At 55.9% G+C, this 20,087-nt stretch carries 23 protein-coding genes; 8 read left to right on the forward strand and 15 right to left on the reverse strand.

Annotated features, from left to right (window positions below; genetic code table 11):
- The 4 genes from KPHS_37440 to KPHS_37470 all read right to left on the reverse strand — a co-directional run bounded on the left by KPHS_37440 (position 1) and on the right by KPHS_37470 (position 2,715).
- Positions 1-675, reverse strand: coding sequence for an NADH dehydrogenase subunit B (locus tag KPHS_37440; RefSeq protein ID YP_005228044.1), 675 nt, complete (start codon positions 673-675; stop codon positions 1-3).
- Between the two features lie 15 nt (positions 676-690).
- Entirely contained in the window at positions 691-1,050 is a 360-nt protein-coding gene (locus KPHS_37450) for an NADH-quinone oxidoreductase, A subunit (protein YP_005228045.1), read from the reverse strand.
- 64 nt (positions 1,051-1,114) lie between these two features.
- Positions 1,115-1,324 carry a hypothetical protein gene (locus KPHS_37460; RefSeq protein YP_005228046.1) on the reverse strand — a complete coding sequence of 70 codons (210 nt, stop codon included), beginning with the start codon at positions 1,322-1,324 and terminating at the stop codon, positions 1,115-1,117.
- 464 nt (positions 1,325-1,788) lie between these two features.
- Positions 1,789-2,715, reverse strand: a complete 927-nt coding sequence (locus tag KPHS_37470) for a LysR family NADH dehydrogenase transcriptional regulator (RefSeq protein ID YP_005228047.1) — start codon at positions 2,713-2,715, stop codon at positions 1,789-1,791.
- A gap of 872 nt (positions 2,716-3,587) precedes the next feature.
- Here KPHS_37470 and KPHS_37480 point away from each other — a divergent pair.
- Both KPHS_37480 and KPHS_37490 read left to right on the forward strand, forming a co-directional pair.
- A complete protein-coding gene (locus KPHS_37480) occupies positions 3,588-4,805 on the forward strand; it encodes an aminotransferase AlaT (RefSeq protein ID YP_005228048.1) in 1,218 nt (405 codons plus the stop codon).
- Positions 4,806-4,886: 81 nt separating this feature from the next.
- Entirely contained in the window at positions 4,887-5,486 is a 600-nt protein-coding gene (locus KPHS_37490) for a 5'-deoxynucleotidase (RefSeq protein ID YP_005228049.1), read from the forward strand.
- Positions 5,487-5,530: 44 nt separating this feature from the next.
- Here the strand turns inward: KPHS_37490 and KPHS_37500 are convergent, their stop codons facing one another.
- The 4 genes from KPHS_37500 to KPHS_37530 form a co-directional block, all read right to left on the reverse strand.
- On the reverse strand, positions 5,531-7,363 hold the full coding sequence (locus tag KPHS_37500; protein ID YP_005228050.1) for a sodium/sulfate symporter family transporter: 1,833 nt from the start codon (positions 7,361-7,363) through the stop codon (positions 5,531-5,533).
- Positions 7,364-7,439: 76 nt separating this feature from the next.
- Positions 7,440-8,099: a putative phosphatase gene (locus tag KPHS_37510; protein ID YP_005228051.1), complete on the reverse strand. Its 660-nt coding sequence runs from the start codon at positions 8,097-8,099 to the stop codon at positions 7,440-7,442.
- Between the two features lie 11 nt (positions 8,100-8,110).
- Entirely contained in the window at positions 8,111-8,605 is a 495-nt protein-coding gene (locus KPHS_37520; RefSeq protein ID YP_005228052.1) for a YfbU family protein, read from the reverse strand.
- A gap of 87 nt (positions 8,606-8,692) precedes the next feature.
- A complete protein-coding gene (locus tag KPHS_37530; RefSeq protein YP_005228053.1) occupies positions 8,693-9,148 on the reverse strand; it encodes a DUF412 domain-containing protein in 456 nt (151 codons plus the stop codon).
- 337 nt (positions 9,149-9,485) lie between these two features.
- On the opposite strand from KPHS_37530, the gene KPHS_37540 reads away from it, so the two are divergent.
- Positions 9,486-10,688, forward strand: coding sequence for an acetate kinase (locus tag KPHS_37540; protein ID YP_005228054.1), 1,203 nt, complete (start codon positions 9,486-9,488; stop codon positions 10,686-10,688).
- Positions 10,689-10,888: 200 nt separating this feature from the next.
- Entirely contained in the window at positions 10,889-13,036 is a 2,148-nt protein-coding gene (locus KPHS_37550; RefSeq protein YP_005228055.1) for a phosphate acetyltransferase, read from the forward strand.
- Positions 13,037-13,128: 92 nt separating this feature from the next.
- Here KPHS_37550 and KPHS_37560 read toward each other — a convergent pair whose 3' ends face one another.
- The 3 genes from KPHS_37560 to KPHS_37580 form a co-directional block, all read right to left on the reverse strand.
- On the reverse strand, positions 13,129-13,680 hold the full coding sequence (locus KPHS_37560) for a putative enzyme (Nudix hydrolase) (RefSeq protein YP_005228056.1): 552 nt from the start codon (positions 13,678-13,680) through the stop codon (positions 13,129-13,131).
- Positions 13,681-13,737: 57 nt separating this feature from the next.
- The gene (locus KPHS_37570; protein ID YP_005228057.1) at positions 13,738-14,289 is read right to left on the reverse strand and encodes a phosphodiesterase; all 552 of its coding nucleotides are present in this window, start codon (positions 14,287-14,289) and stop codon (positions 13,738-13,740) included.
- 62 nt (positions 14,290-14,351) lie between these two features.
- The gene (locus KPHS_37580) at positions 14,352-14,990 is read right to left on the reverse strand and encodes a putative glutathione S-transferase (protein YP_005228058.1); all 639 of its coding nucleotides are present in this window, start codon (positions 14,988-14,990) and stop codon (positions 14,352-14,354) included.
- A 180-nt stretch (positions 14,991-15,170) separates the two neighbouring features.
- On the opposite strand from KPHS_37580, the gene KPHS_37590 reads away from it, so the two are divergent.
- The 3 genes from KPHS_37590 (at position 15,171) to KPHS_37610 (ending at position 17,140) form a co-directional block, all read left to right on the forward strand.
- Positions 15,171-15,800: a glutathione S-transferase gene (locus tag KPHS_37590; RefSeq protein YP_005228059.1), complete on the forward strand. Its 630-nt coding sequence runs from the start codon at positions 15,171-15,173 to the stop codon at positions 15,798-15,800.
- A gap of 65 nt (positions 15,801-15,865) precedes the next feature.
- Positions 15,866-16,228, forward strand: a complete 363-nt coding sequence (locus KPHS_37600; protein YP_005228060.1) for a dihydroneopterin aldolase — start codon at positions 15,866-15,868, stop codon at positions 16,226-16,228.
- Positions 16,229-16,246: 18 nt separating this feature from the next.
- Positions 16,247-17,140, forward strand: a complete 894-nt coding sequence (locus KPHS_37610) for a putative cell division inhibitor, NAD(P)-binding protein (protein ID YP_005228061.1) — start codon at positions 16,247-16,249, stop codon at positions 17,138-17,140.
- On the opposite strand, the gene KPHS_37620 is transcribed toward KPHS_37610, so the two are convergent.
- Positions 17,120-17,236, reverse strand: a complete 117-nt coding sequence (locus KPHS_37620) for a hypothetical protein (RefSeq protein YP_005228062.1) — start codon at positions 17,234-17,236, stop codon at positions 17,120-17,122. The two genes, KPHS_37610 and KPHS_37620, sit on opposite strands and share 21 nt — an antisense overlap.
- A gap of 119 nt (positions 17,237-17,355) precedes the next feature.
- Here KPHS_37620 and KPHS_37630 point away from each other — a divergent pair, with 119 nt between their 5' ends.
- Positions 17,356-17,883, forward strand: coding sequence for a putative acetyltransferase (locus tag KPHS_37630; protein ID YP_005228063.1), 528 nt, complete (start codon positions 17,356-17,358; stop codon positions 17,881-17,883).
- A 5-nt stretch (positions 17,884-17,888) separates the two neighbouring features.
- On the opposite strand, the gene KPHS_37640 is transcribed toward KPHS_37630, so the two are convergent.
- The 3 genes from KPHS_37640 to KPHS_37660 are packed head-to-tail and all read right to left on the reverse strand — an operon-like array spanning position 17,889 to position 20,069.
- Positions 17,889-18,662, reverse strand: coding sequence for a histidine/lysine/arginine/ornithine transporter subunit (locus tag KPHS_37640; protein YP_005228064.1), 774 nt, complete (start codon positions 18,660-18,662; stop codon positions 17,889-17,891).
- 7 nt (positions 18,663-18,669) lie between these two features.
- On the reverse strand, positions 18,670-19,386 hold the full coding sequence (locus tag KPHS_37650; protein ID YP_005228065.1) for a histidine and lysine/arginine/ornithine ABC transporter permease: 717 nt from the start codon (positions 19,384-19,386) through the stop codon (positions 18,670-18,672).
- Positions 19,383-20,069, reverse strand: coding sequence for a histidine and lysine/arginine/ornithine transport system ABC transporter permease (locus KPHS_37660; protein ID YP_005228066.1), 687 nt, complete (start codon positions 20,067-20,069; stop codon positions 19,383-19,385). The genes KPHS_37650 and KPHS_37660 overlap by 4 nt, the downstream gene beginning before the upstream one ends.
- Positions 20,070-20,087: the final 18 nt, after the last annotated feature.

The raw sequence follows: 20,087 nt of genomic DNA on the forward strand, positions 1-20,087 counted from the left end.
TTAAATCTCGTCCGGCGTCCGCAGATTGGTCACTGCAATACGTTCGCCGCGTTTACGCTCGCGTTCCGACTGCATATTGGCGCGATAAACGCCCTGATCGCCAACCACCCATGAGAGCGGACGACGTTCTTTACCAATGGACTCCTGCAGCAGCATCAGCGCCTGCATATAGGCCTCCGGACGCGGCGGGCAGCCCGGGATGTACACATCGACCGGAATGAATTTATCCACGCCCTGGACGACGGAATAGATGTCGTACATCCCGCCTGAGTTGGCGCAGGCGCCCATGGAGATCACCCACTTCGGCTCCAGCATCTGATCGTAGAGACGCTGAATAACCGGCGCCATTTTGGTAAAGCAGGTTCCCGCGACCACCATCAGGTCCGCCTGACGCGGAGAGGCGCGCAGAACTTCTGCCCCAAAACGCGCAACGTCATGCACCGCAGTGAATGACGTCACCATTTCCACATAACAGCAAGAAAGGCCGAAGTTGTACGGCCAAATTGAGTTCTTACGGCCCCAGTTCACCATGTCATGCAGCGCGTGTTCGAGTTTCCCCATATACACGCTTTTATTGACTTCCTGCTCCAGAGGATCGGTAACGATCTCCTGTTTCTGCAGGGGGTAACGGTCGTTCTCACCGTTAGGATCTATGCGGGTGAGCGTATAATCCATCTTATTGCCTCGCTTTTACTGCATATGACGGTTAGTGGGACTGTCTGTTTCCGGGTTAACCAGCGTGCGACGGGAACGCGCGGGCGTCCAGTCCAGTGCGCCGATGCGAACGAGATAAACCAGACCAGCCAGTAGCACTAAAATGAAAATTGCGGCTTCCACAAAGCCGACCCAGCCGCTCTCGCGGATAGAGGTCGACCATGCGTAGAGATACAGGGCTTCCACGTCGAAGATAACGAAGAACATGGCAACCAGATAAAACTTCGCAGAAAGACGTAAGCGGGCCGAACCGACGGAGTCGATCCCCGATTCAAACGGCGTGTTTTTACTACGCGCGCGCGCGCGACCGCCAAGGTACCAGCCGCCGACGAGCATGAGGCAGCACAGGCCGATAGCGATGATGAGAAATATAGCGAATGCCCAATGATGAGCGATGACTTCAGTGGATGTTGACATACGCATTGCTTAACCAAAAAAGTGTAGCGCCAAAACCCTCTGCTCTTACTGGCAGATGAACGCCACAGCGTTTCACGGGAGGAATAAAAAATAACCGTGCAAAAAAGCGTCCCTGGTCGATGTGAGAAGCCCAGATGCCGTGGCTTTTTACCCCTTTCTTTAACCTTTTGTCAACTTTAACAAAAGTTTTCATAACATTAATTTACATTGGAATCTTTTCATTAACATTAAATGCCCTTTTCTGCGAAATAACCTTGCATACTGTTCGGTTTTAGTGTTGTTGAATCGTGTCCGTTTCCGTCGTAAATCAAAAATCCCTTCTATTTTGACAGGATTTAGCCTCGATTCCTCCCCCCAAAGAGGGGTATTTTCTTGATCTGCGACACGGTTTTGTTAATTACCCCAGGAAATCGGCAACAATCCATCCGGTTTTTTAACATTAGCAGGAAGTGTTGAAAGTGCAGGGAAAAGTCGACAAGCTGAGCGCCTTGTCACGCCAATACGCTGATTTTTCTGCAAAGAAATACAAAAAAGATTCAAAACATCAATAAGAGTGCAAAAAAAAGAGCCGCCAGGCGGGAAACCAACTCCTGAGGCTCTTTTTGGGCACTTACATTCTGTTACCAGTTTTTGTGATCTTTGTTAGCAAGAATACCCTTACAAAACCAAGGTATTCCCTCCCTCTTCCGGAGTAAGTGCTGTGCCCGTTTCCCAGGGATGGATCTCCTGACTCAGAGACTGAAAAATCGCCTGCGGCAGTTCGCTCACCGTCCGCGGATTGCAGCTGACGACGTACCGGGTGTCCGGCAACGCCGGTAACCCCTCACTGATGCCAGCCACGCGTAGATCCGGGCTCATCATTTCGACCGGGCGCGCCGTCACGCCCAGCCCGGCCTTCACCGCCGCTTTCACGCCCGATAGCGAGGAAGCTCCGTGGGCCAGATGCCAACTGACGCGAGCAGTTTCCAGCGCGGCGATAATATCCTGGCGGAATGGGCTTGGCTCTTCGAGCAGGATCAGGGGGATAGATTCCCCCTTCGCCAGCACATATTCCGCTGCACAATACCAGAGAGTAGGTGATGTTCTCAGGGTAAAAGAGGTAAAGCCGGGAGGCTGATGGGTGGTCAACGCCAGATCGACCAGCCCCTCGGCCAACATCTCCATGATGGCGGCATGGGGGTGAACTTTGATCTCCAACGTCATTCTGGGATAGAAACAGCCGATGCGGTTTAACAAAAACGGCAGGATGGTGTCAGCCGTTTCTTCTGACGCGCCGATGCTCAGAGCCCCCTGCAGGCTGCCATACATCAGCGACATACAGGCTTCATCGTTAAAACGGAGAATTTTGCGGGCATAGCCCAGCAGCTGGATCCCCTGCTCGGTCAGCAGCTTATTGCGGCCGTGGCGGGCGAAAAGCTCTTTGCCCACCAGCTGTTCCAGGCGTTGCATTTGCTGACTGACCGCGGACTGAGTACGACACACTGCGGCGGCGGCGGCGGCAAAAGTGTTCAAATCAGCGACCGCGACAAAGGTACGCAGCAGATCGAGATCGAGGTTGAGTATGGGACGAGTTGTATTAATCATCTTTCTTCACTTACAGGTGGCTAACGCTGACCTGCCTTGTTGATGCTTTACGCCAGGTTTCCGGCTATTCCCTGAGCCTCGTGCTCACCGTCTAACGGCGGATAAACAACTGGACGAACGTTATTACATGCCAAAGTACTCGTCTGGGCAAATGCGCAGAACTGCGGAGTAATATATTGTTCGTATTTCTCATTATTATTTATTACCACGACCAGCCAGGCGCCATACGTCGCCGCGGGAACCCGGTCAGTGATGCTGAGAAAATCGCTCTTCTGGCGTAACTTTCCGGCAGAAAAGGAACAATAAAATCCTGTAATAACAATATATTAAATCTCAATGCAACCGCAGTTCTTGGCGGTTAACACGGATATTAACGGTGATATTCTAACCTATCCCCCTCCTTTTTATAAGCCTTAATAAGGATTAACTGAGACAATTTTAAATTTTTTTCAACATTTTATATTAATTAACAAACCTCAGATTATTACCCGCTAAAAATAATAATAATGTGGTCGCACGCTGTTTTTTATTAAAATTATTTAACATCAAAATTACAAGCCAATCGCGCTTGTATGCAGGATAGCGTTTTTTAGCGACTCCCCCTTCTCACTCCCCATATTACCGGGCAAACAAACGAGATAAATGATGGCAAAATCGCTACTAAATCTATATTTACGACCAAAAAATCGACATAAAAAGGCATAAGCCACAGACCAAATCCGCAATCGGTAGATAAATCAATTGCGCTTAAAATCCGGCGTTAGCAAAATCTTCTCCTGCAAAGCCTTCAAAACAGCGGGGAGGGGGAGTACATTGTTCCGTGCTGACTTCCACGGCAGGGAGTGGCGATAACAGCTAAAAGGTCAAGATTCATGTCCCCCATCGAAAAATCCAGCAAGTTAGAGAACGTCTGTTATGACATCCGCGGCCCGGTTCTGAAAGAAGCCAAACGTCTTGAAGAAGAAGGCAATAAGGTTCTGAAACTGAACATCGGCAACCCGGCGCCATTCGGCTTCGAGGCCCCTGACGAGATCCTCGTCGACGTCATCCGCAATTTGCCTACCGCCCAGGGTTACTGCGATTCGAAAGGATTGTACTCGGCGCGTAAAGCTATCATGCAGCATTACCAGGCCCGGGGTATGCGCGATGTCACGGTGGAAGACATCTATATCGGCAACGGCGTGTCCGAGCTGATTGTGCAGGCGATGCAGGCGCTGTTAAACAGCGGCGATGAGATGCTGGTTCCCGCCCCGGACTACCCGCTGTGGACGGCGGCGGTGTCGCTTTCCAGCGGCAAAGCGGTGCACTATCTGTGTGACGAATCCTCTGACTGGTTCCCGGATCTGGACGACATCCGCGCAAAAATCACACCGCGCACCCGCGGGATCGTGATCATTAACCCTAACAACCCCACCGGCGCGGTCTATTCCAAAGAATTGCTGCAGGAGATCGTGGAGATCGCTCGTCAGCATAATCTGATCATTTTCGCCGATGAAATTTACGACAAGATCCTCTACGACGAAGCCCAGCATCACTCTATTGCCGCCCTGGCGCCGGACCTGCTGACGGTGACCTTTAACGGATTGTCGAAAACCTACCGCGTTGCCGGCTTCCGTCAGGGCTGGATGGTGTTGAATGGCCCGAAAAAACACGCGAAGGGCTATATCGAAGGGCTGGAGATGCTGGCTTCAATGCGTCTGTGCGCCAACGTGCCGGCCCAGCATGCTATCCAGACGGCGCTGGGCGGCTATCAGAGCATCAGCGAATTCATCATCCCCGGCGGACGCCTGTATGAACAACGCAACCGCGCCTGGGAGCTTATCAACGATATTCCGGGCGTCTCCTGCGTGAAGCCAAAAGGCGCGCTGTATATGTTCCCGAAAATCGATGCCAAACGCTTCAATATTCATGACGACCAGAAAATGGTGCTCGACTTCCTGCTGCAGGAGAAAGTCCTGCTGGTGCAGGGCACCGCCTTTAACTGGCCGTGGCCGGATCACGTACGCATCGTGACCCTGCCGCGCGAAGACGACCTGGAGATGGCTATCTCCCGCTTTGGCCGCTTCCTCTCCGGCTACCATCAGCTTTAATCGCGCCGCCGCCGGCATTTGCATCCGGCGGCGATCCCTGCGCACAATGGAACCCGATGTTGTCACTGATTAAGGGTCCCTATGAGTCAGAGTCATTTCTTTGCCCACCTCTCCCGCCTGAAACTGATTAACCGCTGGCCGCTGATGCGCAACGTGCGCACCGAAAATGTCTCCGAACACAGTCTGCAGGTGGCGATGGTCGCCCATGCGCTGGCGGCGATTAAAAACCGCAAATTTGGCGGCCAGGTCAACGCCGAGCGTATCGCCCTGCTGGCGATGTACCATGACGCCTCGGAAGTACTAACTGGCGATCTCCCTACTCCGGTGAAATATTTCAATTCGCAGATTGCCCAGGAATATAAGGCGATTGAAAAAATTGCTCAGCAAAAGCTGGTGGATATGGTCCCTGACGAGCTGCGCGATATTTTCGAGCCGCTGATTGATGAGCATCACTACAGTGAGGAAGAGCAGTCGATCGTTAAACAGGCTGACGCCCTCTGCGCTTACCTGAAGTGCCTCGAAGAGCTATCTGCAGGCAATAACGAATTTCTGCTGGCCAAAGGTCGGCTGGAAAAGACCCTGGCATCGCGGCGCAGCGCGGAGATGGATTACTTTATGCAAGTGTTCGTCCCAAGCTTCCAGCTGTCGCTGGACGAAATTAGCCAGGATTCGCCGCTGTAAGGTTCTGGCCGGGCGGCGGTTGTGCTCTACCCGGCCAGAATATCTTAAAACGGAAACAGTACCGGGATCAGCAGGACGCAGACCACCATCACCAGTATGGTAAAGGGCACGCCTATTTTGACAAAATCGCTAAATGAGTACTTGCCAGGGCCAAGCACCAGGGTGTTAACCGGCGAGGAGACCGGGGTCATAAACGCCGCCGAAGCCGCCATCGCCACCACCATGGCAAAAGGATAGGGAGAGACGCCCATTGACTTCGCCGCCGCTAAGGCAATAGGCGCCATCAGCACCGCCGTGGCGGTGTTTGAGATAAACAGCCCAATCGCCGCGCACATCATGAACAGGCAGCCGAGCATCAGATAAGGCCCCTCGCCTCCGGCGACATCCATCAGTCCCTTCACCACCAGATCCACCCCGCCGGTTTTTTGCAGCGCCAGGGCAAACGGCATCATCCCAACAATCAAAATAATGCTCGGCCAGTGGATCGCCTTGTAGGCGCTTTCGGCATTGATGCAGCGGAATTTGCCCATCAGCAGACAGGCGATAATCGCGGCAATCGGGTTGGGAATTTCATCGGTGAGCATCAGGGCTACCATCAGCACCAGGCAGAAAATCGCATGCGGAGCCTGGCTGTGGGCCGGCGAAGCGTCATCGACCTCAACCGGCATATTGAGTACCACGAAATCCCGGCCGCGCTTCGCCAGCAGGGCAATTTGCCGCCAGTTGCCGACCACCAGCAGGATATCGCCGAGCTGCAGCGGCTCATCGACCACCGAACCATCCATCGCTTTGCCATCGCGCTTCATGCCGACGATATTGAGACCAAACCGGGTGCGGAAGGCTATCTCACGCACCGTTTTGCCAATCATCTCTGAATCCGGGATCAGCGCCACCTCCGCCATCCCCACATCCAGCGCCTGATCGGCAAAATACTCGCCGCGCAATACCATCGGCTCAAGCATTTGCTCGCCGCAGAACTGGCGTAAATCGACATCGGAGGCGGACATATCGATCAGCAGGACGTCGCGGGCGCGAAATTCCGATACCCCGTTGACGTTGACAATTACCCGGCGGAACCGCCGCCAGCGTTCAACGCCGATCACGTTGGCGCAGTAGCGCTCACGCAGCTTTAAATCATCCAGCCGCTGACCGATCATCGGCGAACCCGGGCGGATGGCCAGCCGGCGAGCGCGGCCGGTGAGGTGATACTCGCGGATCAAATCGCGGAAGGTGCTTCTTTTTCGCCCATCGCGTGCGGAGTCGCCATTATCCGTCTTCAGCATAAAGCGCACCGCCAGCATATAGACGATGCCCAGGATCAGCACCACCAGGCCAATCGGCGTGACGCTGAAAAAGCTGAAGCCGTGCAGTCCCTCGCGCAGCAATTCACTGTTGACCACCAGGTTGGGCGGCGTCGCCACCAGGGTCATCATCCCGCTGATAAGCCCGGCGAAGCTCAGCGGCATCATCAGCCGCGATGGCGAGGTATTCATCCGCGCCGAGACGCTAAGTACCACCGGGATGAAAATGGCGACCACCCCGGTGGAGCTCATAAACGCGCCCAGACCGGCGACGGTGAGCATCAGGTAGATCAGCATTTTGGTTTCGCTGTTCCCCGCCACGCTCACCAGCCATGCCCCCATTTTGGTGGCGACTCCGGTGCGCACCAGGCCATCGCCGATAATAAACAGGGCGGCAATCAGGATCACGTTAGGATCGCTGAATCCGGAAAAAGCTTCATTTAACGTCAGCGTTCCGCTGAGGACAAAGGCGACAATGACCATCAGGGCGATAGCATCCATGCGCACCTTGCCGGTAGCAAACAGCACAACCGCGATGGCCAGGAGGGATAAAACCCAAATCAATTCACCGTTCACAACGTTTCCTTGTCACAAGTGGGAGTCGACATAGTGGCATAAAAAAGCCCCGACGACGCGGGGCGAAATCATGGGTTTACGCTTTAAGACGCACATTTACCACGCCGTCAGTCTGGCGTTCAACCACCAGATCTTCCAGGCTGCTCAGAACGAGGTCGGCTTCATCCAGGCGAGGGGCATCGGCGGGCACGTTGACCGCGATAGTGCGACAGCCGGCCGCCAGTCCGGAGAGGAGCCCCGCCGGCGCATCTTCCACCACCGCGCACTCCCCGGCAGGCAGACCCAGCCGCTCGGCGCCCAGCAGATAGGCGTCCGGCGCCGGTTTGCCGTGTTTCACCTGCTCGGCGGTGACGAACACCTCAGGCATCGGCAGGCCCGCCGCGCGGTGACGCGCGTGGGCAACCGGAATCGAGCCGGAGGTGACAATCGCCCACGGGATCCCGGCCTCATTGAGCGTATTCAGCAGGGCTAATGCCTCCGGCAGCGCGACGATACCCTCAATATCAGTGGCTTCTATCTGCTCGAGGTAGCGAAATTCGGCCTGGATATCCTCCTCGCTGCGCCCCGGCATAAAATGGCGAATGGAGGTAATGGCCTGCTTGCCGTGAATAAAACTGAGAATTTCATCATGGTCAATGGCGAAACGATCCCCCCACTTGCACCATGAACGCTCCACCACCGGCAAGGAATCCACCAGCGTCCCGTCTAAATCGAACAGGAAACCTTTACACTGCACGGGCACCTCCCTCAGGCGTTGATAATTTGATTAATTTCATTACTGCTCAGATGATACTGGCGCGGGCAAGCGTGCCAGACGCTCAGCATCCGCTGATATTTCTCCCACATCGGGGTCTGCGAGTTAAAGCCATGGGTACCGGCGTCAAAATGGCTGTAGCGGCCTTCAACGTTGACCATAAAACGCACATAGCCGAGATAACGCGCTTCGGTGGCGGCATCAAATCCGAGGAAGGTGACCCGGCGTTCATCGATACCCGCCGCGTCTTTCAGGTTGGTCCAGGAGACGTGCAGCGCGTGGTACATCTCCATGATATCAATAACGGTACGGCAGGTTTCTTCCGTCAACTGGCCAAACTCGCGGTCCAGTTCACGCATCTGTAGCCCATACCCACGCTCTATGATGGTTTGCAGACGACGGTAGCGTTCCGCATTATCCGGGTCGAGCATCGTCATCATTTTGTACTGATTGGATAAAATCAGACGCTGCGCATTGGTCATTTCCATGTTGTGACTCCTGTAGCACGGTAGGGCGTGAAATAAAGAAGGCGCATAAATCATGCGCCTTCTTTTATATGCGTTTTCCGTAGTGAATTACAAATCATCAAGGAAAGTTTTATCCAGTTGTTTGAAGGCGCGCTTAAGCGTGTCAGCCAGCGCCTGATAATCGGGCTTGCCTTCGACCGGTGCCAGCGCCTGCCCCGCCTCCTGCAGTTTACCGCGCACTTCATAGAACCAGTTAAGAATGGAGGGCGGCAGCGGCGTCACCGAACGCTTACCCAACCACCAGAGTCCCTGCATCGGCAGGCTCAGCGCAAACAGCGCGGTAGCGACGGCGGGGCCCAGCTGGCCGCCAAGAGCTATCTGCCAGCAGAGGGTAAAAATGGCGATTGGCGGCATGATGCGGATGGCATAGCGGGTGGCACGAATAATGCGGTTTTCAATAAACACCGGCGCGAGGCGCTTGTCGAGAGGCCAGGTCTTTGCGTAATGCTGCCCGCGGTTGAACAAGCTAAAGAAGCTAACGGGGCGTTTCTCAGGGGTCGACATGGCTTTACCTCAACTTTACATATAAAACTTAAAAAATTCGTGCAAAACACCAACTATGCATGACATCGTTCAAAAGATTTTGGCAAAGGATGCCGCAATCAGGTATCCTGTGCCCGCCTGAAAGGGCGGTTAGACTCTTTGCCAGGCTAGTCAAATTATCGCATATTCTGCCATTGGCTGAAAATTATGCAAAATGGCATAAAATCAAATGTACTTCTCTCATCGTGCCCGAAAACAGAACAAGGCATGATGTTAATCATAAATGTCGAGGTCATCCTGCGCTACGCTAATGACACACTGACGTTTTTTTAGCCACGTATCATAAAAAGGTACTTCCATGTCGAGTAAGTTAGTACTGGTTCTGAACTGCGGTAGCTCCTCTCTGAAATTTGCTATCCTTGACGCCGTGAACGGCGACGAATATCTGTCCGGTTTAGCGGAATGCTTCCACCTGCCGGAAGCCCGTATCAAATGGAAAATGGACGGCAGCAAACAAGAAGCCGAGTTAGGCGCGGGCGCCGCGCACAGTGAAGCGCTGAACTTTATCGTTAACACTATTCTGGCACAAAAACCAGAACTGTCTGCTCAGCTGACCGCAATCGGCCACCGTATCGTACACGGCGGTGAAAAATACACCAGCTCCGTGGTGATCGACGAGTCCGTAATTCAGGGTATTAAAGACGCCGCGTCTTTCGCACCGCTGCACAACCCGGCACACCTGATCGGCATCGCTGAAGCGCTGAAATCCTTCCCGCACCTGAAAGACAAAAACGTGGCTGTATTCGATACGGCGTTCCATCAGACCATGCCGGAAGAATCCTATCTCTACGCCCTGCCGTACAGCCTGTACAAAGAGCACGGCGTTCGTCGTTACGGCGCGCACGGCACCAGCCACTTCTACGTGACTCAGGAAGCCGCTAAGATCCTCAACAAGCCGGTGGAAGAGCTGAACATCATCACCTGCCACCTCGGCAACGGTGGTTCTGTTTCCGCTATCCGTAACGGTAAATGCGTTGACACCTCCATGGGTCTGACCCCGCTGGAAGGCCTGGTGATGGGTACCCGCTCCGGTGACATCGATCCGGCCATCATCTTCCATCTGCACGACACCCTGGGCATGAGCGTTGACGCGATCAACAAAATGCTGACCAAAGAGTCCGGCCTGCTGGGTCTGACCGAAGTCACCAGCGACTGCCGCTACGTGGAAGACAACTATCAGGAAAAAGCCGACGCTAAACGCGCAATGGACGTTTACTGCCACCGCCTGGCGAAATACATCGGTTCCTACACCGCGCTGATGGACGGCCGTCTTGACGCCGTTATTTTCACCGGTGGTATCGGTGAAAACGCCGCGATGGTGCGTGAGCTGTCGCTGGGCAAACTGGGCGTACTGGGCTTTGAAGTTGACCATGAGCGTAACCTTGCTGCCCGCTTCGGCAAGTCTGGCTTCATCAACAAAGAAGGCACCCGTCCTGCCGTGGTTATCCCGACCAACGAAGAGCTGGTCATCGCGCAAGACGCCAGCCGTCTGACCGCATAATTCCACATCGCCAGCCCTGACCCGCAATAATTCGAGCTGCAGGAAGGCGGCGACACAGCAAAACCCCGGCCGCGTACAGCGCGTACGCCACCGGGGTGAGCAAGTAGAGCCAACGCACGTGCAACTTGAAATATGACGGATAGCTGGCGGTGCTGTTTTGTATCCCGCCTGATACTGGCGGTAACGAAAGAGGATATACCGTGTCCCGTACTATCATGTTAATTCCTACCGGTACCAGCGTAGGTCTGACCAGCGTCAGCCTCGGTGTGATCCGCGCTATGGAACGCAAAGGCGTTCGTCTGAGCGTCTTTAAACCTATCGCCCAGCCGCGTTCCGGTGGCGATGCCCCAGACCAGACCACCACCATCGTTCGCGCCAGCTCCTCCACCACCACCGCCGCTGAACCGCTGAAGATGAGCCATGTTGAGTCTCTGCTCTCCAGCAATCAGAAAGATGTGCTGATGGAAGAGATCATTGCCAACTACCACGCGAATACTCAGGACGCGGAAGTGGTGCTGGTGGAAGGCCTGGTACCGACCCGTAAGCATCAGTTCGCCCAGGCGCTGAACTTTGAAATCGCCAAAACGCTGAACGCTGAAATCGTCTTCGTGATGTCTCAGGGCACCGACACGCCAGAACAGCTGAACGAGCGTATCGAACTGACCCGTAACAGCTTTGGCGGCGCCAAAAATACCAGCATCACCGGCGTTATCGTCAACAAACTGAATGCCCCTGTCGACGATCAGGGCCGTACCCGTCCTGACCTGTCGGAAATTTTCGACGACTCGTCGAAAGCAAAAATCGTGAAGATTGACCCGGCTCAGCTGCAGAAAGGCAGCACGCTGCCGGTGCTGGGCGCAGTGCCATGGAGCTTCGATCTGATCGCGACCCGCGCGATCGACATGGCGCACCATCTGAATGCGACCATCATCAACGAAGGCGATATCAATACCCGCCGCGTGAAATCCGTGACTTTCTGCGCGCGCAGCATCCCGCACATGCTGGAACACTTCCGCCCTGGTTCTCTGCTGGTTACCTCCGCAGACCGTCCTGACGTGCTGGTTGCGGCCTGCCTGGCGGCAATGAACGGCGTGGAAATCGGCGCCATTCTGCTGACCGGCGGCTATGAAATGGACGCGCGCATCAGCAAGCTGTGTGAACGCGCTTTCGCGACCGGCCTGCCGGTATTTATGGTCAACACCAACACCTGGCAGACCTCCCTGAGCCTGCAGAGCTTTAACCTCGAAGTACCGGTTGACGATCACGAGCGTATCGAGAAAGTTCAGGAATACGTGGCCAACTACATCAACGCCGACTGGATCGAATCGCTGACCGCGACCTCCGAGCGCAGCCGCCGTCTCTCTCCGCCAGCCTTCCGCTACCAGCTGACCGAGCTGGCGCGCAAAGCCGGCAAACGTGTCGTTCTGCCGGAAGGCGACGAACCGCGTACCGTGAAAGCGGCGGCGATTTGCGCCGAACGCGGGATCGCCACCTGCGTCCTGCTGGGTAACCCGGATGAGATCAACCGCGTAGCCGCGGCCCAGGGCGTGGAGCTTGGCGCCGGCATTGAAATCGTCGATCCGGAAGTGGTTCGCGAAAGCTATGTGGGTCGCCTGGTCGAACTGCGTAAGAACAAAGGCATGACCGAAGCGGTCGCGCGTGAGCAGCTGGAAGACAACGTGGTTCTCGGCACCCTGATGCTGGAACAGGACGAAGTCGACGGTCTGGTATCCGGCGCGGTTCACACCACTGCCAACACCATTCGTCCGCCGCTGCAGCTGATCAAAACCGCGCCGGGCAGCTCGCTGGTCTCCTCCGTGTTCTTCATGCTGCTGCCGGAACAGGTTTACGTTTACGGCGACTGCGCGATCAACCCGGACCCGACCGCCGAGCAGCTGGCGGAAATCGCTATTCAGTCCGCTGAATCCGCGATTGCCTTCGGCATCGAACCGCGCGTAGCGATGCTCTCCTACTCCACCGGTACCTCCGGCGCGGGTAGCGATGTCGAGAAAGTCCGCGAAGCGACCCGTCTGGCGCAGGAAAAACGTCCTGACCTGATGATCGACGGCCCGCTGCAGTATGACGCCGCGGTGATGGCTGACGTAGCGAAGTCCAAAGCGCCGAACTCACCGGTAGCTGGCCGCGCGACCGTGTTCATCTTCCCGGATCTGAACACCGGTAACACCACGTACAAAGCGGTACAGCGCTCTGCCGACCTGATCTCCATCGGGCCGATGCTGCAGGGTATGCGCAAGCCGGTCAACGACCTGTCCCGTGGCGCGCTGGTAGACGATATCGTCTATACCATCGCACTGACCGCGATCCAATCGGCTCAGCAGCAGAAGTAATCTGCCGCTGTGGTCAAAGCAAAAGGCAGCCGAATGGCTGCCTTTTTGTCGTCAGGAGGCGAGCGACGATTGCTGTCGCGCGTTTGCGATCTTTATTCGCGCTCGCTCTCTTCCGCATCATCATACTCATTACCGGCGTTGCGGGTCATCCACAGCGCCAGCGCTTTCAGGGAGTCCGGCGTGAACTCATCGCAGCGGGCGGTGATCTCTTCCGGCGTTAACCAGCACACCTCGCTGACCTCTTCTTCCTGCAGGGCGAACGGCCCGTGGGAGACGCAGCTAAACAGACTTCCCCAGACGCGGCAGAATTTGTCTTCGTAATAAAACTGGCCGTGATCGGCAAACGGCACCCCGGCGATGCCTAACTCCTCTTCCGCCTCGCGACGGGCCGATTCCAGCAGCTGCTCATCAGCCTGCACGACGCCGCCAGCGGTGGCATCCAGCATGCCCGGATGAAAGTCTTTTGTCTCGGTGCGTCGCTGCACCAGAATTTTCCCCATTCCGTCATGAACGACGATATAGGTCGCCCGGTGGCGCAGGCACTGCGCGCGCATTTGCTCGCGGCTGGACTGTGCTATCACCTCATTGTTTTCATTAACAATATCGACCCATTCTGTGCTTGCCAAATGATTCTGTTCCGCCATCAGGAAACCTTACTTTAAATGCGCTCTCGCGGCGCGTCTTTATGATTGAGGGCTAAATTACGGGTAAATTGCAACCTCTGCAATAACCTGATTATCATTGAGTGCTAAAACCTGCAGCCGCCCCTGATCCAGCAGCCCATAGCTGGCGGAATATCCCCCTTTCGGGATACTCACTGAGCCGGGATTAAAGAGGTAAATTGCGCCGCGTTTTTCCGCGACCGGTATATGAGTATGGCCATATGCCAGGACATCGCCAGCGGCCAGCGGCGGCAGATTATCCGGACTATAGAGATGCCCGTGGGTCAGAAACAGGCGATAGCGTTCGCTAAGCACCTGCTGCCAGGGCGCGGTGATTGGAAAACGAAGCAGCATCTGATCCACTTCGCTGTCGCAGTTGCCGCGAACGGCAACAATGCGTTCCGCCACGCTGTTCAACCGCTCCGCCACCTCACCCGGCGCATACCCCTCAGGCAGCGCGTTACGCGGACCGTGATTGAGCACATCGCCGAGTATGATCAGCCACCTGGCGCCGCTTTGCGCGAACCGTTCAAGCACGCGTTCCGTGGCGGGCAGCGAACCATGAATATCGGAGGCAAACATCAGCTTCATAGGTTCCATCTCCACTGGTTACGATGCCTCTATGATAGCGGAAGCGCGGCGGGTTATCAGCCTCAGCGTTTGGCGGAAAGCGCCACGTAACGCTGGATTGAGGCCCGCTGCCACTGGAAAGACGCATAATCAGCCAGCGCCTCCGGTACCTTATCGCCATTGAGAACCAGGCGATTGAGCATCAGCGCCAGGTCTGCGTCGGCAATAGACCATTCGCCAAATAAATTTTTCCCGCCGTGGGCCAGTAGCGTGGTGGCGGTGGCAAACAGCTTTTCCGCAGATTGCCTGCCGGCCTCGCTGAGGTCCGGCATTTTCGCCCCGTCAAACACCACGGCGGTGGATCGCTCTTCACGAATTGGCATCAGATCGCTGCGCAGCCAGGCCTGGATCTGCCGGGCGCGGGCTCGTTTTTGCAGATCATGCGGGTAGATGCGCTCCCACTCCGGCGGCGCGAAACGCTCATCCAGATACTCAGTAATCGCCGAAGACTCACTTAGCGCGAAATCATCAACCTCCAGCAGCGGTACGCGACGGGTGGCGGCATAGCCTGTCCAGCCCGCCTGCAGATGTTCGCCGCGGTTCAGGTCGACGGTTTTAAGGGTAAAAGGCAGGCTTTTTTCCTGCAGAGCGACATAGACAGACATCACGTACGGTGAGAAAAAATCGGCATCGGACCACAGGGTAATGACAGGCTGGCTCATAGCTTCCTCAAGGGTGGTAGACAGGACAATAAGCCAACATAGCCTGTCTTACAGGCGATGTCACTGCTCGAGCGCGGACGACTCGTCGCCTGGCTGCCGGGTCGCTTGCGGAATTTCTCCCGGGTGGCGCAGCTTCACCTATACTCGAACAGTTTGCGACCCACGACGGCGGGAAATATTATGATCGATCTTTACTATGCACCCACCCCAAACGGCCACAAAATCACCCTGTTCCTCGAAGAGGCGGAGCTAGCCTATCGGCTAATTCGGGTCGATATCGGCAAAGGGGAACAATTTCATCCGCAGTTTCTGGCGATTTCGCCGAATAATAAAGTTCCGGCTATCGTCGACCACATGCCTGCTGACGGCGGGGCGCCATTGAGCGTTTTCGAGTCCGGCGCCATCCTGCTCTATCTGGCGGAAAAAAGCGGTAAGCTGCTGAGCGGCGAGCTGCGGGAACGCTACGTCACGCTGCAGTGGCTGTTCTGGCAGGTCGGCGGGCTGGGGCCGATGCTGGGGCAAAATCAACATTTTTCCCACTCCGCGCCGCAAACCGTGCCCTACGCTATTGAACGTTTTCAGGTGGAAACCCAACGACTGTATGGGGTGCTAAATCAGCGTCTGGGATGCAGCCCGTGGCTTGGCGGCGACCACTACAGTATCGCCGACATCGCCGCCTGGCCCTGGGTGAACTGCCATGTCCGACAGCGTATCGATCTGGCGAACTATCCGGCGGTGCACAACTGGTATGAGCGCATTAAGCAGCGGCCGGCAACGTCGGAAGCGATGTTAAAAATTCAGCTTTATTAACCCCCTGCTCGCCCGTCGCGCTTTGTTGTATGATTGCAGGACTTACACCACGGAGGAAGCCTGCAATGTCTCAACCAGACGCCATTATTCGTATTAAGAACCTGCGCCTGCGGACTTTTATTGGTATTAAAGAGGAAGAGATCGCCAACCGCCAGGACGTGGTAGTGAATGTAGCCATTCACTACCCTGCCGATAAAGCGCGCGACAGCGAGGACATCAATGATGCGCTGAACTATCGCACCATTACCAAGCGCATAATCAGCCATCTTGAGAATGGCCGTTTTTCGCTGCTGGAAAAATTAACTCAGGATGTGCTGAATATCGCATGCGAACATCACTGGGTCACATATGCTGAAGTGGAGATTGATAAACTTCATGCGCTGCGCTATGCCGACTCGGTGTCCATGACCATGAGCTGGCGTCGCTAACCATGTCAGGGAGGTGGTATGAAGATCCTGCTTACTGGTGGTACCGGCCTGATTGGCCGACATCTGATACCCAGATTGCTGGAGCTCGGGCATAGCGTCACGGTCTCCACGCGACATCCGGATACCGCCCGCGCCCGTCTCGATCCGCGCGTCACCCTGTGGCGCGATTTCGAGGGCCATCACCACCTCAATGACATTGATGCCGTCATCAATCTGGCGGGTGAACCCATCGCTGATAAACGCTGGACGGCCGAGCAGAAACAACGCTTGTGCCATAGCCGCTGGGATCTCACGCAGCGGCTGGTGGGCCTGATCCACGCCAGCGACACCCCTCCCTCCGTGCTGATCAGCGGGTCTGCCATCGGCTACTATGGCGACCTCGGCGAGGTGGTGGTGACCGAAGAAGAGCCACCGCACAATGAGTTTACCCATAAGCTGTGCGCCCGCTGGGAGCAAATTGCCTGCGAAGCGCAAAGCGAGCGCACCCGCGTCTGCCTGCTGCGCACCGGCGTGGTACTGGCTCCGCGGGGCGGTATTCTCGGCAAAATGACACCCGCCTTTAAGCTCGGCCTCGGCGGGCCTATCGGCAATGGCAGACAGTACCTGGCCTGGATCCATATCGACGATATGGTTAACGGCATTCTGTGGCTGCTGGATAACGATCTGCGCGGTCCGTTCAATATGGTTTCTCCCTACCCGGTGCATAACGAGCAGTTCGCCCATGCGCTGGGTCATGCGCTCCATCGACCGGCGATTTTCCGCGTTCCCGCCGCCGCTATCCGCCTGTTGATGGGGGAATCCGCCGTCCTGGTGCTCGGCGGCCAGCGCGCGCTGCCAAAGCGTCTGGAGGCCGCCGGCTTTGCCTTCCGCTGGTACGATCTGGACGAAGCGCTAAAGGATGTGCTGAGTTAATGGCTGACACAGGGGAGCATTGGCTCCCCTGATTCCATTCTGCTGGCTCATGCTCCACGCCTTGATGGCCTCACCCTGGCGCTGCAGCATCGCCATATTCAGGACAACCAGCGCCCTTAATCGCCTGAATTCACCGCCAGCCGGCCGGTTCGCCGGTGTTACCTGGCAAAGCAAAGTGCTAAGGTAGGCTTTTCTTTCTGCGTATTGACTGCTTTATGACGACCATCACCACACCACGCCTTTCGCTTACCCGCTTTGTTACCGATGACTGGCCCTTTTTTCTGCGCCTGCGCCAGGATCCGCAGGTGATGCGTTTTATGGGGGAGGTGTTAAGCGAGGAGGCGCTGCGCAGCGTCTTCGTCAGTCGCTGTGCCGATCCCGGGGTGTTTGTATTGCGCGATAAATTCGGCGAGGCGCTGGGCGATATTGGGCTCCGCATCAGTCCGAAAAATCCGCACGAAGCTGACGTCGGCTACGCGCTGCTGCCTCAGGCTCAGGGAAAAGGCTATGCCAGCGAAGCGCTGCGGGCGGTCTGCGAGTATGGTTTCACCACCCTGGGGGTGCAGGCCATCAATGCCTGGGTGCTGGGTGAAAACCGTGGCTCATCGCGCCTGCTGGAGAAGCAAGGCTTTGTGCGCACCCAGGTGCTGGAGAAAGCCTATCATCTGAACGGCGTCGATTACGATGACTGGATCTATCGGCTGGAGCGGGAAGCTCATCCGGCGTCCGCAGACGCCGGATGAGCCGATTATTTCAGCGAACCTTTCAGAAACTGCTGCAGGCGCGGGCTTTTCGGCGCGCCAAACAGCGCATCCGGATGCCCTTCTTCTTCAATTTTACCCTGATGCAGAAAAATGACATGTGAAGAGACGTGGCGGGCAAAGCCCATTTCATGGGTCACCACCACCATGGTTTTTCCCTCTTCTGCCAGCTGCTGCATAATGCGTAACACTTCGCCCACCAGTTCCGGATCCAGCGCGGAGGTCGGCTCATCAAACAGCAGCACTTCCGGTTCCATCGCCAGCGCGCGGGCAATAGAGACACGCTGCTGCTGGCCACCGGAAAGATGCACCGGATACTTCGCCTGCTGACGTTCGTCTATCCCGACCTTGGCCAGATATTTTACCGCCCGTTCGCGCGCTTCCTGTTTGCTTAAGCCCAGCACCTGAATCGGCGCCTCCATGACGTTCTCCAGCACCGTCATATGGCTCCACAGATTGAAATGCTGAAACACCATGGTCAACCGGGTGCGCAGCAGGCGCAACTGGTTCTTGTCGGCCACCTTCAGCTGGCCGTCTTTATCCCGTACCAGACCAATATTTTGGCCGCTGACGACGATCGTGCCTTCGCTCGGTTTTTCAAGGAAGTTAATACAGCGCAAAAAGGTACTTTTTCCGGAACCCGATGAACCGATGATGCTGATAACGTCCCCGGCTTTCGCCTGCAGCGAGACGCCCTTCAGCACCTCGTGTTCCCCATAGCGTTTATGCAGATCGATAACGTTTAATTTATTGTCGGACATGGCGTTCTCAATGCGTCGAAGAAGGTTTGATATGCTGCAACCAGCGCTTTTCCGCTTTACGGAACAAGCTAATCAGCACATACGAGATAATTAAATAGAGCACCGCGGCGATGCCAAACGCGGTGAACGGCTGATAGGTGGCCGAGTTGATATCGCGGGCGATTTTCAGCAGATCCGGTACCGTAGCGGTAAACGCCAGCGCGGTAGAGTGCAGCATGAGGATCACTTCGTTACTGTAGGCCGGTAGCGCAATCCGCAGCGCGGAAGGCAGAATAATGCAGCGATACAGTTTGACCGAAGAGAAGCCGTAGGCCCGCGCTGCTTCAATTTCTCCGGCGGGTACTGAGCGGATCGCGCCGGCGAAAATTTCAGTGGTATAGGCGCAGGTATTCAGGGTTAACGCCAGTACCGTGCAGTTTAGCCCGCTGCGGAAAAAAGCGTTCAACAGCTCCGTGCCTTTGACGATTTCCAGGGTATACATGCCGGAGTAAAAAACCAGCAGTTGCACATACAGCGGCGTGCCGCGAAATATGTAAGTGAACAGCCAGATGGGGAACTGGATAAATTTATTGCTCGAGACGCGGCCGATGGCCAGAAACACCGCCAGGATGCCCCCCATTACCACTGAAGAGATCAGCAACCATAAGGTAATCGCCACGCCGGTAAAGCGATAGCCGTCGGTCCACAGTAGTGATTTCCAGTACTCCTGAATAATTTCAATCACAGGTCAGCCCTCTTCACGCCAACGGTATAGCGGCGTTCGAGCAGCAGCAGTACGCCATTAGAAACGGTGGTAAACACCAGATAAATCAGGCCGCAGACGATGGCGAAGTAGAACGGCTGCCAGGTGCTTTTCCCGGCCAGCTGCGTGGCTTTGACCACATCCTCCAGCCCCAGCAACGAGACCAGCGCCGTCGCCTTGAGGATAACCTGCCAGTTGTTGCCTATCCCCGGCAGCGCGTAGCGCATCATCGCCGGGAAGAGAATACGCCGGAACGTCTGCCCGCCGCTAAAGCCAAAGGCGGTAGCCGCTTCGATATGCCCCTTCGGCACCGCCAGGTAGGCGCCGCGGAAGGTTTCCGTAAAATAGGCGCCATAGATAAAGCCAAGGGTAATAATCCCGGCGATCATCGGATCGATATCAAACTGGGCCATACCCAGCGCGTCGGTAACGCTGTTTAGCGCAATCTGCAGGCCGTAGAAAATCAGCAGCATCAGCACCAGATCGGGCACGCCGCGGATCAGAGTGGTATAGCCTTCAAACACCAGCGCCAGTGGACGGTTGCTCGATAACTTTGCGCCAGCGCCCGCCAGCCCAATCAGGACGGCGAGAACGACCGAGCTGAGCGCAAGCTCCAGGGTGACGAGCGCACCCTGCAAAATAACCTGTGAAAACCCATACAGCATGCTGCCTACCCTGTCTGT

It is taken from the genome of Klebsiella pneumoniae subsp. pneumoniae HS11286 (assembly GCF_000240185.1).
Lineage (GTDB): Bacteria > Pseudomonadota > Gammaproteobacteria > Enterobacterales > Enterobacteriaceae > Klebsiella > Klebsiella pneumoniae.